Origin of the sequence: Bradyrhizobium pachyrhizi, assembly GCF_029714545.1 — a bacterium.
GTDB classification, from domain to species: domain Bacteria; phylum Pseudomonadota; class Alphaproteobacteria; order Rhizobiales; family Xanthobacteraceae; genus Bradyrhizobium; species Bradyrhizobium pachyrhizi.
Genome location: NZ_CP121667.1, coordinates 8,485,154 through 8,500,467, shown reverse-complemented (window position 1 = coordinate 8,500,467; position 15,314 = coordinate 8,485,154). Strand labels below are relative to the sequence as shown.

16 protein-coding genes are annotated in these 15,314 nt (G+C 65.4%); 8 read left to right on the top strand and 8 right to left on the bottom strand.

Features of this window, described 5'->3' with window-relative positions; translation table 11 throughout:
* Together QA639_RS40200 and QA639_RS40195 are read right to left on the bottom strand one after the other, a co-directional pair.
* The gene (locus QA639_RS40200) at positions 1-264 is read right to left on the bottom strand and encodes a hypothetical protein (protein ID WP_038377750.1); all 264 of its coding nucleotides are present in this window, start codon (positions 262-264) and stop codon (positions 1-3) included.
* A 62-nt stretch (positions 265-326) separates the two neighbouring features.
* A complete protein-coding gene (locus QA639_RS40195) occupies positions 327-1,211 on the bottom strand; it encodes a LysR family transcriptional regulator (RefSeq protein ID WP_157342442.1) in 885 nt (294 codons plus the stop codon).
* Positions 1,212-1,327: 116 nt separating this feature from the next.
* On the opposite strand from QA639_RS40195, the gene QA639_RS40190 reads away from it, so the two are divergent.
* The 4 genes from QA639_RS40190 (at position 1,328) to QA639_RS40175 (ending at position 5,428) form a co-directional block, all read left to right on the top strand.
* Complete coding sequence (locus QA639_RS40190) at positions 1,328-2,689, top strand: FAD-dependent oxidoreductase (RefSeq protein WP_157342440.1); 1,362 nt, start codon at positions 1,328-1,330, stop codon at positions 2,687-2,689.
* Positions 2,690-2,702: 13 nt separating this feature from the next.
* Positions 2,703-3,707 (top strand): ABC transporter substrate-binding protein, encoded by a 1,005-nt coding sequence (locus tag QA639_RS40185; protein ID WP_157342438.1) that lies wholly within the window; start codon positions 2,703-2,705, stop codon positions 3,705-3,707.
* A gap of 127 nt (positions 3,708-3,834) precedes the next feature.
* On the top strand, positions 3,835-4,608 hold the full coding sequence (locus QA639_RS40180) for an ABC transporter ATP-binding protein (RefSeq protein WP_157342436.1): 774 nt from the start codon (positions 3,835-3,837) through the stop codon (positions 4,606-4,608).
* On the top strand, positions 4,601-5,428 hold the full coding sequence (locus tag QA639_RS40175; RefSeq protein WP_198400121.1) for an ABC transporter permease: 828 nt from the start codon (positions 4,601-4,603) through the stop codon (positions 5,426-5,428). Before QA639_RS40180 ends, QA639_RS40175 begins: the two co-directional genes overlap by 8 nt.
* 234 nt (positions 5,429-5,662) lie before the next feature.
* Here the strand turns inward: QA639_RS40175 and gtdA are convergent, their stop codons facing one another.
* Positions 5,663-6,703, bottom strand: a complete 1,041-nt coding sequence (gtdA, locus tag QA639_RS40170) for a gentisate 1,2-dioxygenase (protein WP_283088798.1) — start codon at positions 6,701-6,703, stop codon at positions 5,663-5,665.
* A gap of 106 nt (positions 6,704-6,809) precedes the next feature.
* On the opposite strand from gtdA, the gene maiA reads away from it, so the two are divergent.
* The 3 genes from maiA to QA639_RS40155 are packed head-to-tail and all read left to right on the top strand — an operon-like array spanning position 6,810 to position 9,128.
* Positions 6,810-7,442: a maleylacetoacetate isomerase gene (gene maiA / locus QA639_RS40165; RefSeq protein WP_283088797.1), complete on the top strand. Its 633-nt coding sequence runs from the start codon at positions 6,810-6,812 to the stop codon at positions 7,440-7,442.
* Positions 7,432-7,944, top strand: coding sequence for a MarR family winged helix-turn-helix transcriptional regulator (locus QA639_RS40160; protein ID WP_092083193.1), 513 nt, complete (start codon positions 7,432-7,434; stop codon positions 7,942-7,944). Before maiA ends, QA639_RS40160 begins: the two co-directional genes overlap by 11 nt.
* Positions 7,944-9,128, top strand: a complete 1,185-nt coding sequence (locus tag QA639_RS40155; protein ID WP_283088796.1) for a 3-hydroxybenzoate 6-monooxygenase — start codon at positions 7,944-7,946, stop codon at positions 9,126-9,128. The genes QA639_RS40160 and QA639_RS40155 overlap by 1 nt, the downstream gene beginning before the upstream one ends.
* A 555-nt stretch (positions 9,129-9,683) precedes the next feature.
* Here the strand turns inward: QA639_RS40155 and QA639_RS40150 are convergent.
* The 5 genes from QA639_RS40150 to QA639_RS40130 all read right to left on the bottom strand — a co-directional run bounded on the left by QA639_RS40150 (position 9,684) and on the right by QA639_RS40130 (position 13,902).
* A complete protein-coding gene (locus QA639_RS40150) occupies positions 9,684-11,294 on the bottom strand; it encodes a benzoate-CoA ligase family protein (protein WP_428841123.1) in 1,611 nt (536 codons plus the stop codon).
* Positions 11,291-12,421: an FAD-dependent monooxygenase gene (locus QA639_RS40145; protein WP_283088795.1), complete on the bottom strand. Its 1,131-nt coding sequence runs from the start codon at positions 12,419-12,421 to the stop codon at positions 11,291-11,293. Before QA639_RS40145 ends, QA639_RS40150 begins: the two co-directional genes overlap by 4 nt.
* A 115-nt stretch (positions 12,422-12,536) precedes the next feature.
* Positions 12,537-12,749, bottom strand: a complete 213-nt coding sequence (locus tag QA639_RS40140) for a hypothetical protein (RefSeq protein ID WP_028341820.1) — start codon at positions 12,747-12,749, stop codon at positions 12,537-12,539.
* A gap of 109 nt (positions 12,750-12,858) precedes the next feature.
* Complete coding sequence (locus QA639_RS40135; protein WP_028336261.1) at positions 12,859-13,080, bottom strand: cysteine rich repeat-containing protein; 222 nt, start codon at positions 13,078-13,080, stop codon at positions 12,859-12,861.
* A 39-nt stretch (positions 13,081-13,119) separates the two neighbouring features.
* The gene (locus QA639_RS40130; protein ID WP_028336262.1) at positions 13,120-13,902 is read right to left on the bottom strand and encodes a cysteine rich repeat-containing protein; all 783 of its coding nucleotides are present in this window, start codon (positions 13,900-13,902) and stop codon (positions 13,120-13,122) included.
* A gap of 249 nt (positions 13,903-14,151) precedes the next feature.
* On the opposite strand from QA639_RS40130, the gene QA639_RS40125 reads away from it, so the two are divergent.
* Positions 14,152-15,309 carry an efflux RND transporter periplasmic adaptor subunit gene (locus tag QA639_RS40125; RefSeq protein ID WP_283088793.1) on the top strand — a complete coding sequence of 386 codons (1,158 nt, stop codon included), beginning with the start codon at positions 14,152-14,154 and terminating at the stop codon, positions 15,307-15,309.
* The last annotated feature ends 5 nt before the right edge of the window (positions 15,310-15,314 follow it).

Below are 15,314 nucleotides of genomic sequence, written 5' to 3'. Positions count from 1 at the left end.
TCAGCAGCCGCGGCAGATGCCGCGCATGCTGCGATAGACCTCTTCGTCGTCACGGCGCATCAGCTGCAGTTGATCGAACGTCTTCGATTCGCTCGACCGCGTCACCGGCGGCTCGGGCTTGCGCTTCGCCGCAAGTTCCTGCTCTTGCCGATGGTAGCAGGCCTCGCGCTCCGCCTTGGCCTCAATGAAGCGGCAGGTCTCGATCGCCGCCGCGGGCGTCGCAACGATGATGAGACCAAACGACACTGAGATCGGGAGTTTCAAGCGGGCGATCCTTTCGCGTCCGTGTCTCAGGTCGGCATGCCAACGGCAAGGCCGGCGTCGCATCACAGCGGCTGCGACAGCGATTTTTTCAATGTCTTCAGCAGCGCCTGCACCGCGGCGGCATCGATGCGGCGCTCGGGAACGGCGGCCTTGACCCACAATTCCGGAATCGGAAAGTCGGTTAGTACCGGTTGCAACGCGCCGTCGCGCAGCGCGTCCGCGACCAGATAATGCGAGAGCAGCGCAACGCCGTTGCCGGCGATCGCGCTTTGCGTCAGCACGCGGCCTTCGTTTGAGCTCAAGATGGGGCGGACCTGGATATTGATGCGGCCGCGCGGTCCCTCGAACGGCCATTCCGGTCCGGTCGGCAGAAAGCTGAGGCAGCGATGGTCGACCAGGTCGCGCGGATGCTTCGGTATGCCGTGCGTCTTCAGATAGGCCGGCGAGGCGCACACGAGGCGCGGCAGCCGGCACAAGGGCTCGTCGACCACGCCGCCGAAGGAATGCGGGAAGGCGCCGATCGCGAGGTCGAAACCTTCGGTCACCGGATCGACCGGACGATCGATCATCACGATCTCGAGCTTCACGCTTCCGTTCTGCTTCTGGAAAATCGTGAAGGCATCGGCGAGCCGCGCCACCGTCAGCGACGTCGGCGCCTTGACGCGCAGATGATCGGACAGATCGCGCTGCTTCTCGCCCATCCGCGACAAGAGATCGCCGACATCGGCAACCACGCCGCGGGCGCGATGCACATATTGCTGCCCGGCCTCGGTCAGCCGCAACTGGCGGGTCGAGCGGTGGAACAGCGCGGTGCCGATCCGCTCCTCGAGCTGGGAGACGCGCTTGGCGACGACGGAAGTCGCGACATTGAGCTTGCGCGCAGCAGCAGAGAACCCGCCGGCATCGGCTGTGGCGAGGAAGGCTTCGAGATTGACCAGCGTATCCATCTGCCTTGCTCGAGCCTTTCTCGATTCGCGAAAGCTGATTACATAATTTGGTGGATTGTACTGCAATATGCATCAATTCATAGTTGGCCCAATCAACTTTGTTCAGGGCGGAAATGATGCGAGCGAGCACGATCGAAGAGCCTGCGCGGCAGGTGCCGGTCTATGGCGAATATGACGTGGTGGTGCTTGGCGGCGGACCGGCCGGCATCGCGGCAGCGGTCGGCGCGGCACGTGCCGGACGGCGGACGCTCCTGATCGAGCGTTACGGATTTCTCGGCGGCATGGGCACCGCAGCCGGCGTGACGAACTTCTGCGGACTGCACGCCAACATTTTCGGCGAGATGCACCGCGTGGTGCAGGGCATCGCCTCCGACCTCTTGGCGCGGATCGACCGGCTCGGCGGGCTGAACGCGCCGCATCTGATCCTCGGCAAGATCCTTGCGCAGGCCTACGACACCGCGGCCTACAAGATCGCAGCCGACGATCTGCTCGCACATCACAAGGTCGACATTCTGTTCCACGCCCTCGGCGCCGGCGTCGTCATGGATGGCGCGCATATCCGTGCGCTGATGGTGGAAACCAAGGCCGGCCGGCAGGCGGTGCGCGCCAGCATCTTCATCGATTGCTCCGGTGACGGCGATCTCGCGGTGTGGGCCGGCGCGCCCCATGAGGTCGGCGATAATGCCGGCGGCATGCTCTACCCCTCGATGATGTTCCGCCTCAACGGCATCGATCCGGCGAAGGCCGGCGATGCATGGCATACCATCCCGGCGCTGATGGCTGAGGCCGAGGCCGCCGGCACCCACACGTTCCCGCGCAAGTCGGCGATCGTGCGGCCGCAGAAATCGCAGATCGAATGGCGGGTGAATTTCACGCAGGTGACGCGGAGCGATGGCGGCGCCATTTCCGGTATTGATCCTGACGACATGACGCGCGGCGAGATCGAGGGGCGCCGCCAGGCGGTCGAGGCGTTCAAGTTCCTGCGCACGGTGCCGGGCTTCGAGAATTCCTACATCGTCGATCTGCCGCCGCAGCTCGGCATCCGCGAGACGCGGCGTGTGATCGGCGGCTACATGCTGTCAGGCGAGGACGTGCTGGGCTGCGCCTCGTTCGAGGATTCGATCGGCGTCAATGGCTGGCCGAAGGAATCCCATGTGCCGGGCGATGTGATCTTCGAGTTTCCGCCGATCCCGGAGAGCCGTGGCTACAACGAGCTGCCGTACCGCATGCTGGTACCGGAGGGCGTCGACAATCTCCTGGTCGCCGGCCGCTGCGCCTCGATGACCCATGAGGGGCAATCCGCGGCGCGCGTCTCCGGTGCCTGCTTTGTGATGGGCGAGGCGGCGGGAACCGCAGCCGCGCTCGCGCTGTCGGGCAATACGATTCCGCGCGACATTTCCGTCGAAAAGTTGCAACAACAGCTCGGCACACAGGGCGCGTTCATCGGCCGCGATCAGGCCGTGCCTGCAGGATTGTAAGTGGAGAACGGCAATGAAGGGTTGGGCGCGGCTCGCACTCGCGGGTCTCCTGGTGTGGGCCGCGAGCGGTCTCGCGCGGGCCGACGATCTCCTGAAGGCAAAGATCGGCGTGCTGCGGCTGTCGTCCTCGGCGCCGGTGTTCATCGCGCAGGACAAGGGCTATTTCCGCGACGCCGGTCTCGACGTCGAGCTCAAATTCTTCGACGCGGCGCAGCCGATCGCGGTTGCGACCGCGTCAGGCGATGTCGACTTCGGCATCACCGCCGTCACCGCGGGGCTCTATAATCTCGCCGGCAAGGGCACGCTGAAGGTGATCGGCGGCATGAGCCGCGAGAAGGCCGGCTATCCCCTGATCGGCTATTTCGCCAGCAACAACGCCTACGCCGCCGGTCTCAAGACCCCGAAGGATCTCGCCGGCAAGCGCGTCGCGGTGACCCAGGTCGGCTCCAGCTTCCATTATTCGCTCGGCCTGCTGGCCGATAAATACGGCTTCAAGCTGTCCGAGGTGAAGGTGGTGCCGCTGCAGTCGCTGTCGAACGCGGCCGCGGCGCTGAAGGGCGAAACCGTCGACGCCGCGCTGCTGCCGGTCTCGACCGCGCGGACGCTGATGGATTCCAACGGCGCGAAATTGCTCGGCTGGGTCGGCGACGAGACGCCGTGGCAGCTGGGGGCCATCTTCGCGTCGCCGAAGGCGCTGACCAACGCACCGCTGGTGACCAGGCTGCTCACCGCGCTCACCCGTGCCGACCACGAATATCACGACGTGATCCTGACTGCGATCAAGGACGGCGTGGCGCCGATCAACGACAAGACCAGGCCGCTGCTCGAGATCATCGCCAAATACACCAACCTGCCGGTCGCGCAGGTGGTCGGCAATTGCGCCTATATCGATCCCGACGGCAAGCTCGACGTGAAGAATCTCGACAACCAGATCAAATGGCTGCAGGGGCAGGGTTTCGTCGACAAGGGCTTCGATGCCAATGCGATCATCGCCAAGGACTATGTGAAGGCGGATTGATGTCGAGCCGTAACGAACCGTCATTGCGAGCGAAGCGAAGCAATCCATCGCGCCACATGTGCGGATGGATGGATTGCTTCGTCGCTTCGCTCCTCGCAATGACGAGCTCCATTGCGAGTGACGCACCATGGACCTGATCGCCGGCCATATCAGCCATCGCTTCGGCGCGCTCGACGTGCTCGACGATGTCTCCTTCACGGTCCGCGCCGGCGAGATTGTCGCGATCGTCGGTCCGTCCGGCTGCGGCAAGAGCACGCTGCTGTCGATCCTCGGCGGCCTGCTGCGGCCGGCTGCAGGCGCGGCTGAACTGCGCGGCGCAGCGCCGGCTGATAGCCTCAATCCGCTGACCTTCGTGTTCCAGGACTTTGCGTTGCTGCCGTGGAATACGGTCGAGGAGAACGTCGCGTTTCCGTTGTTGCATACGGGCTTGAGTGCCGGCGAGCGCCGGGCTGTGATCGACGATGCGCTACGCCGCACCGGGCTGTCGGATTTTCGCGCGGCCTATCCCAAGCAGCTGTCCGGCGGCATGCGCCAGCGTGTCGGCATTGCGCGGGCGCTCGCGGTTCGACCCGCGATCCTGCTGATGGACGAGCCGCTGTCGGCGCTGGATTCGCAGACCCGCGAGCTCCTGATGGAGGATTTCGTGCGCTTGCTCGCCGACGGATCGATGGGCGCGGTCTATGTCACGCATAATCTCGAGGAGGCGGTGCGGCTCGCCGACCGCGTCGTGGTGCTGTCGCGCCGCCCCGGCCGGATCCGGGAAATCGTGACCATTCCGATGACGCGCGCCGAGCGCGGCACGACGGATGCGCGCGGGCCGATGGCCGCGCTACAGGGTGAGCTGTGGTCGCTGATCCGGAAGGAGGCGATCGATGCCGAGCGCGAGGTCCAGCATGCTTGACCGCGCGCCGCAGGAAGCGAAAGACCAATCGGCGGAGGCGACGCGCCCGGTCGCGTTTCGCGGCGCCGGCTTTATCCCCGGCGGCAGCCGCCATGCCGGCTGGATCGCGCTCGCGCTTGTGATCGCGGTCTGGCAGCTCGCCGGCAGCGCAGGCTGGGTCAATCCGCTGTTCCTGCCGGCGCCGTCGGCGATCGCGGTCGCGATCTACAAGCTCGCGATGTCGGGCGCGCTATGGCAGCACCTGTCGTGGTCCATCATGCGGATCGGTACCGGCTGGATCATCGGCACGGCCGCCGGTGTCGTGGTCGGCTTCGCGATCGGGCTGTCGACCATGGCGCGCGGCGTCGGCATCACCTTCATCTCGGCGCTGTTTCCGATTCCGAAGATCGCGCTGCTGCCGTTGCTCATTCTGTGGCTCGGGATCGGCGAGGAGCCGAAGATCGCGACCATTGCGCTTGGCGTGTTCTTCTCGACCGCGATCTCGGTCTATAGCGGCGTCGATGCGGTGCCGCGCAACCTGATCCGGATGGCGCAGAGCTTCAACGTGCCGTTCCACGCCATCGTGCGCCGCGTGATCTGGCCGGGCGCGCTGCCCTCGATCCTCGCCGGCTTCCGCATCACCGCGTCGGTCGCACTGCTGCTCGTCGTCAGCGCCGAGATGATCGGCGCGCAATACGGCATCGGCGCCTTCGTGCTGCAGGCCGGCAATCTGATGCAGACCGATCAGCTGCTCGCCGGCGTCGTGATCCTGTCGCTGTTCGGGCTTGCGGTGGGGAAGCTGATCAATTTGCTCGAGACGCGGTTGCTGCACTGGCGGTGAAGGCAACCTGCCGGCCCGCAACACCACTGTCGTCCCGGCGAAGACCGGGACCCAAAACCACAGGGCGCGGTTGTTAGAACAGGCTGGGGCCGCAGGGTCTTCAACCAACCGAGGGCGGTGGCTATGGGTCCCGGCCTTCGCCGGGACGACGAGACTTACGCGCTCCCCCTGTCCCCGCGAAACGGGTCGCGCTTCGCTTGCCCGGGACGACAGCATTACACTTTGCCGCGCCTGTTAAGCGTTGCCCCTGTCCTCGCGGAACAGGTCGAGCTTCTGCTGCACCGGGCGGTCGGAGAACGAGAACAGCACGGAGTCGGCATCGGCCTCGTGGGTGACCCAGTGCCAGCTCGGCACCACGAACAAATCGCGCGGTCCCCACTCGAAGGTCTGGTCGCCGATCCTTGTGCGGCCCTTGCCCTCGATCGCGGCGAACACGGTCGCATCGGTTGCGCGATAGCGCGCGGTCTTGAAACCCTTCGGCAGCAGCTGAATGAAGGTGCCGATGGTCGGCATCGCGAAATCGCCGGTCTCGGGGTTGGAGAATTTCAGCTTCAGCCCGTGGCAGGCGTCCCACTCGTCGCTGACCTTGGCCTTCTCGAGCGCCTCGCGGGTGTATTCATAGGGATAGTTGAAGATCGGCGAGGTCTTCGAGGTCCGCTTCTGGTCGATCGGCAGCAGATTGTGGCCGTAGCGCGCGAAGCTCGCGCCGGCCGGTTTGGAGATCGACTGCTGGTCCTCCTTGGCGCCTTCGGCAAACGAACAGTCGAAGAACTGCACCATCGGGATGTCGAGCCCGTCGAGCCAGAACATCGGCTCATTGGTTTCGTTGGAATGATCGTGCCAGGTCATCGACGGCGTGATGACGAAGTCGCCCGGCGACATCGCGGTGCGCTCGCCGTCGACGGCGGTGAAGGCGCCCTTGCCCTCGAGCACGAAGCGCAGCGCCGATTGGGCATGGCGATGGGCGGGGGCGATGTCGCCCGGCACCACCATCTGCACGCCGGCGAACAGCGAGGTCGTGATCTTGGACTGACCGCGCAGGCCGGGATTTTCCAGCACCAGCACGCGGCGCTCGGCTTCCTTGGCCGTGATCAGCTTGCCGGCCTCGTTCATGTACTCGCGGATCTGGTCGAACTTCCATAAGTGCGGACGGCAGGCGCTTTTCGGCTCCGGCGTGATCAGATCGTTCATCACGTTCCACAGCGCCGAGAGGTTCTGGCCGTCGATCTTCCTGTAGAACGCCTCGCGCTCAGGGGTCTTCTGCACGGCTTCCATGGCAAGCCTCCCATCATTCTTGTCGGTGCAATTTAATTGACAGTATACTGACAATATGGCTAGCGTCAATCAACCAAGCCAATAGGGAAATGCAAGGGAGGTTCCGATGAAGCTGCATGGCTATTTCCGGAGCAGCGCGTCCTACCGGGTCCGGATCGCCCTCAATCTGAAGGGGCTCACCTCAGAGCATCTGCCGCATCATCTGCGCAAGGGCGAGCAATGTGCGCCGGCCTATCTCGCGATCAATCCGCAGGGGCTGGTACCGACGCTGGAGAGCGACGCCGGCGCGATCCTCACCCAGTCGCTCGCGATCATCGAATGGCTCGACGAGACCAATCCCAATCCGCCGCTGTTGCCGAACGATCCGCTGCGGCGCGCCAAGGTGCGGGCGTTCGCGCAGGCGATCGCCTGCGACACCCACCCGGTGCAGAACTTGAAAGTGCTGGCGCGGCTGCGTCAGCTCGGCCTGCCCGAAGAGCAGGTGACGGAATGGGCGGCCTGGGCCAATCGCGAGGGACTGTCGGCCTGCGAGACCCTGATCGCGGCGGAGTCCGGCCCGTTCTGCTTTGGCGATGCGCCGACGCTGGCCGATCTCTGTCTGGTGCCGCAGCTCGCCAATGCGCGACGCTTCGGCGTCGACGTTTCGGCCTACCCGCGCCTGCTCAAGGCCGAGGCCGCGGCAAAGCAAATCAAGGCGTTTGCCGACGCCGCCCCGGACAAGCAGCCCGATGCCGAATAACAAGCCTGCGCCCGTCACCATGGACGCGGTCTATACCGCGCCCGGCTACCTGTTCCGGCGGATGCAGCAGATCGCGGTCGCGCTGTTCATCGAGGAGTGCAAGGCGTTCGACCTGACGCCGGTGCAATATGCCGCGCTGGTCACGATCTCGACCCATCCCGGCATCGACGCCACAAGGCTTTCGGCGGTGATCGCGTTCGATCGCTCCACGCTCGGCAATGTGATCGAGCGGCTGCAGGCCAAGGAGTTCATCGTGCGCAAGCCGGCGCCCGAGGACAAGCGCGTCAAGCTGCTCTATCTTACCAAGGCCGGCGCGGCGGTGCTGAGCGACATCATGCCCTCGGTCGACAAGGCACAGGCGCGGATGCTGCAGCCGCTGAAGCCAGCCGACCGCAAGACGTTGCTGGCGCTGTTGACCCAGCTCGTCGACCTCAACAACGAGGCGTCGCGGGTGCCGCTGCGCGCCGAGGATGCGCTCGAACATCTCGGGAGGTCGGGCTGATGGCGGAGACGAGACCTGTCCTGATCGCGGGTGGCGGCATCGGCGGCCTTGCCGTGGCGCTGGGCCTCGCGCAGAAGGGCATCCGCTCGATCCTGCTCGAGAAGGCTGCCGCGCTTGGCGAGATCGGCGCCGGCATCCAGCTCGGCCCGAACGCGTTCCACGCCTTCGACTATCTCGGCGTCGGCGAAGCCGCGCGCAACATGGCCGTCTATATCGATCAGCTCCGGCTGATGGATGCGCTGACCGCCGACGAGATCACCCATATCGACCTCGGCGACGCCTTTCGCGCGCGGTTCGGCAATCCCTATGCCGTGGTGCATCGCGGCGACCTGCACGGCGTGTTCCTGCGCGCCTGCCAGAACCACGAGCTGATCGAGCTACGCGTGTCCAGCGAGGTGACGGGCTACGAGCAGGATGGTTCGTCGGTGACCGCTACGCTCGCGAGTGGGGAGCGGATTGCCGGCCGCCTCCTGATCGGCGCCGATGGCTTGTGGTCGAACATCCGCAAGCAGGTCACGACGGACGGTCCGCCGCGCGTCTCCGGCCACACCACCTATCGCTCGGTGATCCCGACCGAGCAGATGCCGGAGGACCTGCGCTGGAACGCGGCGACGCTGTGGGCCGGTCCGAAATGCCACATCGTGCATTATCCGCTGTCGGGCTGGAAGGTGTTCAACCTCGTCGTCACCTATCACAACAATGCGCCGGAGCCGGTTGCCGGCAAGCCGGTCTCCGAGCAAGAGGTGATGAAGGGTTTTACTCACGTCCATGAACGGGCGCAGAACATCATCCGCCACGGCACCAACTGGAAGCTCTGGGTGCTGTGCGACCGCGATCCGAACGAGCGGTGGATCGACGGCCGCGTGGTGCTGCTCGGCGACGCCGCGCATCCGATGCTGCAATATTTTGCGCAGGGCGCCTGCCAGGCGATGGAGGACGCGGTCTGCCTGTCGCACATGCTGGCCAGTCACGATGACCAGACAGCGGCACTCGAAGCCTACAGCGCGCAACGCTTCCCGCGCACTGCCCGCGTGCAGCTGATGTCACGCGCGATCGGCGAACACGTCTACCATCCCGCAGGCGAGCACGCCCGCATCCGCAACGCGATCATGAGCGCGAAGTCGCAGGATCAATGGTGCGACGATATCGCGTGGCTGTATGGCGGGACAGGGCTGGGTGGCTAATTACTCGTCGTCCCGGACAAGCGAGCGTAGCGAGCGCGATCCGGGACCCATAACCACCGAAGGCTGTTGTTATGGCGGCTGGGGCTCCAGCCGTCGTGCCACAAATACCTGTGGTTATGGGTCCCGGCCTTCGCCGGGACGACGTTGAATCGCGTGGTTGTGCGGCGGGACGGGGCTGGGCAACTAATTACTCGTCGTCCCGGACAAGCGAGCGTAGCGAGCGCGATCCGGGACCCATAACCACCGAACGCGGTTGTCATGGCAGGCTGGGGCCCCAGCCTTCGCGCCGCAAATATTTGTGGTTATGGGTCCCGGCTTTCGCCGGGACGACATTGAAACGCCTTGCTGTATGGCGGGACGGGGCTGGGTGGCTAGCTACTTACTCGTCGTCCCGGACAAGCAAAGCGCGATCCGGGACCCATAACCACCGAAGGCGGTGTCATGGCGGGCTGCGGCCCCAGCCGTCGCGCCGCAAATATTTGTGGTTATGGGTCCCGGTTTTCGCCGGGACGACATTGAGTGTGAGGTGACGTTGTCGTGCAAGGGCACGCGCCCTCACATCCGCATCACCGCCTGCCGGTCGATCTTGCCGGTGCCGGTCTTCGGCAACTCGTCGATGAATTTGACCTCGCGCGGATATTTGTACGGCAACAGCTTTGTCTTGACGTAGTCCTGCAGCCGCCGCGTCGCTTCGGCCGTGTCGAAGCCGGCCTTGTTCATGACAACCACGGCGCGCAGCGTCATGCGCCGGTCCGGCAATTCGGCGGCGTAGACGGCACATTCGCGGACGTCGGGGTGATCGGCAAGGCAGAGCTCGACCTCCAGCGGATAGACCCACTGGCCGGAGATCTTGATCAGATCGTCGGCGCGGCCGCGGAAAAAGTGGAAGCCGTCGCTGTCGCGCATGAAACGGTCGCCGGTGTAGATCCAGCCGTCCTCGCGCACGGTCTCGGCGGTCTTGTCCGGCCGGTTCCAGTACAGCGGGGTCGCGGAGTCGCCGCGCACCCACAGGATGCCTTCCTCATTGTCGCCGACCTCGCGGCCATCGCTGTCGCGCAGCTTGACCTCGTAGCCGGGCACGCGCAGGCCGGCGGCGCCGAGCTTCTTTCGCTCCGCGCGGTTGCTGAGATAGATGTGCAGCACTTCGGTCGAGCCGAGGCCTTCGATGATCTCGAGCCCGGTGAGCCGCTTCCAGCCGTTGAAGACGTCGGCCGACAGCACCTCGGCGGCCGAGACCGCCATCCGCAGCGACGAGAAATCGGTCTGCTCGGCGCCCTCGGCCTTGGTCAGCGAGATGTAGAGCGTCGGCAGGCCGAAGAACACGGTCGGCCGATATTGCCCGATCGCCGCGAAGATCGCGGCCGGCTTCGGCTGGCCCGGCAGCAGCAGCGTCGCGGCACCGACCGAGAAGGGAAACGTGATCGAATTGCCGAAACCGTAGGCGAAGAAGATCTTCGGCACCGAGAAGCAGATGTCGCCGGGCGAAAGCTTCAGCACGTTGCGGGCAAAGGCGCGCTCGCTATAGGCCATGTCGTGTTGCAGATGCACGATGCCTTTGGGACGGCCGGTCGACCCCGACGAATACATCCAGAAGGCCATCTCGTTGCGGTGCGTGTCGGCCGCGTCGAGCTCGGCCGGAAATCCTTGCAGCCAGTCGCCGGCCTCGCGCGTTTCGGCAACCGCGTGATCACCGGCGGCGCCATTGACCACCACCAGCGTACGCAGCGGCGTGTCCTTGCAGGCTTCCGCGTTGAAGCGCGCACAGCATTCCGCATCGGTGACGGCGACCTGCGCGCCGGCGTCGGACAGGTAGAATTGCAGCAGCTCTGGCGTCGTCAGCGTGTTGATCAAGAGCGGCACGAAGCCGGCGCGCACCGCGCCGAAGAATGCCGCGGGATAGGCCGGGGTGTCGTCGAGGAACAGCAGGACGCGGTCGCCGCGCTGCAGTCCGAGCGACCGGAAGGCGTGGCCCCAGCGTGCGGCCTCAGTGCAGAGCTCGCGATAGGTCCGCGTGCCGGCCGGGCCGGTCAGCGCCAGGCGTTCGGCATTCCCGTTACCGAGATTGTCGAACAGGATGCGGCTCGCATTGTAGCGCTCGGGGATCGTAAAGCCGATCTCGCGCGCACCGGGATTGTCCAGCGGAACCTGGTCGGCGATCCCGGTCATGATTGTCCCTTTGCGGCTGCGTAGCGGGCCATGAAGGCGGGCGACATCGCGCGCAGCCGCGCGTCGTCGATCCGGCCGGAGCGGGTGATGTAGCTGTAGGCGAAATCCATCAGGTCGAGCTTCATGTGCGCCGGGAAATGCTCGTACCAGTCGGCGCTGGTCCGCGCCGCGGTGACAAGCTTCTTCACGATGGGCTTGCGCTCGCTTTCGTAGCGCGCAAGCGCGGCGCCAATGCCGCTCTCGGTCTCGAGCGCCTTGGTCAGCGCAATCGCATCCTCGATCGCGAGCCGCGTGCCCGAGCCGATCGAGAAATGCGCCGAATGCAAGGCATCGCCGATCAGCACCATGTTGCCGTGCGACCAGCGCTCGTTCCAGATCCACGGGAAATTGCGCCACACCGATTTGTTCGAGATCAGCCGGTGGCCGTCCAGCGTCGCGGCGAATACGTCTTCGCAAATCGCCTGCGACTCTTCGATGCTCTTGTCGGCGAAGCCGTAGGCCGCCCAGGTCGCCGCGTCACACTCGACCAGGAAGGTGCTCATGTCCTTCGCATAGCGATAGTGATGGGCGTTGAAGCTGCCGCGCTTTGTCGCCACGAAGGTCTGCGACAGCGTCGCGAAGGTCTTGGTGGTACCGTACCAGGCGAATTTGTTGGTGGAATGCGAGATCGAGGCGTCGAACGCGGCCTCGAAGCCGCGGCGGACCATCGAGTTCAGCCCGTCGGCGGCAACGATCAGGTCGTAACCCCTGAGCTGGTCGACCGATTGCACCACGGTGTCGAAGCGCGGCGTGACACCTGTGCTGCGGACGCGCCCTTGCAGGATCGTCAGCAGCGCCAGCCGGCCGATCGAGGAGAACCCGACGCCGTCGATCTCGACGCTCTCGCCGCGCAGATTGAGGGTGATGTTCTTCCAGCTCTCCATCAGCGGGGCGATGGCGTCGACCGTCTCGGGGTCGTCGGCGCGCAGGAAGTCCAGCGCCTGTTCGGAGAACACCACGCCGAAGCCCCAGGTGGCGCCGGCCGCGTTCTGCTCGAACAGGTCGATCTCGGCGTCGGGATGACGCTTCTTCCAGAGATAGGCGAAATAGAGCCCGCCGGGCCCTCCGCCGATCACGGCGATCCGCAACGTCTGCCTCCCAGATTGACAGTGTACTTACAATTTGGGTCCAGACTAATCGCCCTCCGGCGGGAACGCCAGAGGGAAAATGCGCGCGGCGACTAGCCGCGTGGGGCTGAAAGTTTCAGTAGCAGCGGCGGACCTTGACCCCGCCGACCCATACCCAGCGGCAGCCGGCGGCGACGGGTTTGCGGGCGACGACCGCACCGTTGGGACCGGCGCAGCCGGCGCGATAGACGCCGCGCGCACAGACGACCGCGTTGGCGTCGGAAGACTCGAAGGTCATCGTCGCGGCAAAGGACAGCAGAGCCGCGGCGATCAGCAATATCGAACGCATGAAATTCCCTCTCCCGGGTGAGGTATGGTTGGCGTGAAGGTGGCAACAAGGTGCTACGGCTCCGTGCCCGGCAAATCGCCGGGCACATGTCGTCTCACCGCCTGCGCGGCTATTTCTTTTCCGCTTCCGCCAGCACCTTCTTGCAGGCGGGCGCCAGCTTGTCGCTCTGCTTGGCGAGACAGGCGATGATGCGGCCGCCGCCGGGCGTCACGCTTTTGCAGAACTTCTCGTAGTCGCCCATGCAGGCGTCGCGTTGCGCGGTGGTCAGCTCCTGGGCGTAGACGGCGGTTGCGCCGCAAAGCAGCGCGGCGGTCAGGACGATACGCAGCATTGTTCGCTCCCTTCTCCGGTCTCTAGCGTGACAACAGGATTATCGCGCCGCGAACGGCGCCAGCACGTCGCGGCACGCCGGCGACAGCGAGCCGGCATTGGTCGCGAGGCACTGCACGATCCGCCCGCCGCCCGGCTGGACGCCGCCACAGATCGAGCGGACGTCGGCGCCGCAGGCCGAGCGCAGCACCAACAGTTCTTCGCGCGGCCGCAGCGGCCGCAACGCGATTACGGCCGGCGCGGCCGCCGGTGCTGCCGTCCCTGCCGCGCCCGCGGCCGGCGCGGCGGCACCGCCACCGGCGGCGGCCACGGCCTTCTCGCAGGCCGGCGAAAGCTTGCCCTTGTTCTTTTCCAGGCATTGCAGCGCCGACGCGCCGCCGGTCGGCACGCCCGCGCAGACTTTGGGATAATCGGAGCGGCACGCGCTGCGGATCGCCGAAACCTGCGCGCTGGACGGCGCTCCGGCCGCCTTCGGTGCGGCGGCCTCGGCGGCGGGCTTGGCCGTCGCCGGAGCAGCTTCGGTCTTGGCCGCCGCGGGCGCGGAGTCTGCCTTCGGTGCGGCGGCCGGCGCTTCGACGGCCTTCACCGCGCTGGCGCAGCCCGGGCCGAGGCTTGCCATGTTCTTCTGCAGACATTGCAGCGAGGCTTCGCCGCCCGGCGGTACGCTGGAGCAATGGGCGATGTAGTCGTTGCGGCATTGCGACTTGATGGCGTCGCGCTGCGCCTGGGTCGGCGCCTGCGACAAGGCCGGTGCGGTGCTCATGAATGCTGCAAGCGCAAGCCATGCGGACAGCTTCGTTGCTCGTGTCAACGCATTGATCATCTGAATAAATCCTCTGGTCGCGCCGGATGCCTCCGGCTCAACTGAACTGAGTTCTGAAAAAGTCTTGTTGTAACAACCTCGGCGAGCGGCATCATTTTCGCTTTCGAGTTCCGCTGCAAGCGGATTGTTGCTATGGATGAAGCAGGCGGATTTTTTGCCCGTCACGAGATCTTTAAATTTAGTCATTTGAGTCGAGGCTCGGAAATGAGGCATGCGCGCGCGTCGGCGCATTTCGGTCGGAGCAATTTTGTGCGGCTGCGAAATGCACCGCTTGCGCGCGTCGCGTTCGTCGTATCGGCCTTCGTCAGTTTAAGTGCCTGCGAGCAAAACAGTTTTGTTGCGCCGCCGCCGCCCAAGGTCGAGGTTGCGCCGCCGGTGCAACGCGCCATCACACGTTATCTGGACGCCACCGGAAACACCGCGCCGATCCAGACCGTCGATCTGGTCGCGCGCGTGCAGGGCTTCCTGCAGGCGATCAACTATCAGGACGGCTCCTTCGTGAAGGCGGGGACCACGCTGTTCACGATCGAGCCGGAGACCTACAAGCTGAAGCTGGAACAGGCGCAGGCCGCAGAGGTCGGCGCGCAGGCGACGCTGAAGCAGGCCGAGCTCGACTTCAAGCGGCAGACCGATCTGGTGCAGCGGCAGGCGGTCTCGCAGGCGACCCTTGATACCTCGACGTCCACCCGGGACAACGCCCAGGCCAGCCTGCAGCAGGCCCAGGTCAACACCAGGATCGCGGCGGTCAACTACGGCTACACCAACGTGGCCGCGCCGTTCGACGGCATCGTCAGCAATCACCTGGTCTCGGTCGGCGAGCTGGTCGGTGTGGCGTCACCGACCCAGCTTGCCACCATCGTGCAGCTCGATCCGATCTATGTGAACTTCAACGTCAACGAACAGGACGTGCAACGCGTGCGGGATGAAGCGCGCCGTCGTGGTCTGACGGTCAACGAACTCAGGCAGTTGCCGGTCGAGGTCGGTCTGCAGACCGAGACCGGCTATCCGCACAAGGGCAAGCTTGATTACATCTCGCCGACCCTCAACCAGTCGACCGGCACGCTCGCGGTCCGCGGCGTGTTCCCAAATCCGGACCGGACCTTGCTGCCCGGCTTCTATGTCCGCGTTCGCGTGCCGTTCGAAAAGCAGAACAAGGCGCTGCTGGTGCCCGATGTCGCGATCGGCAGCGACCAGGCCGGCCGCTACGTGCTGATCGTCAATGCCGAGAATGTGGTCGAGCAGCGCAAGGTGACGACCGGCCCGCTCGATGAGGGGCTGCGCGTCATCGAGAGCGGCCTGAAGCCGGATGACCGCATCGTGACCGCCGGATTGCTGCGCGCGATCCCCGGGCAGAAGGTCGATCCGCAGGTGCAGAAGGCCGACGCGGCGCCGGCGGCGGCCAAATAGGACGC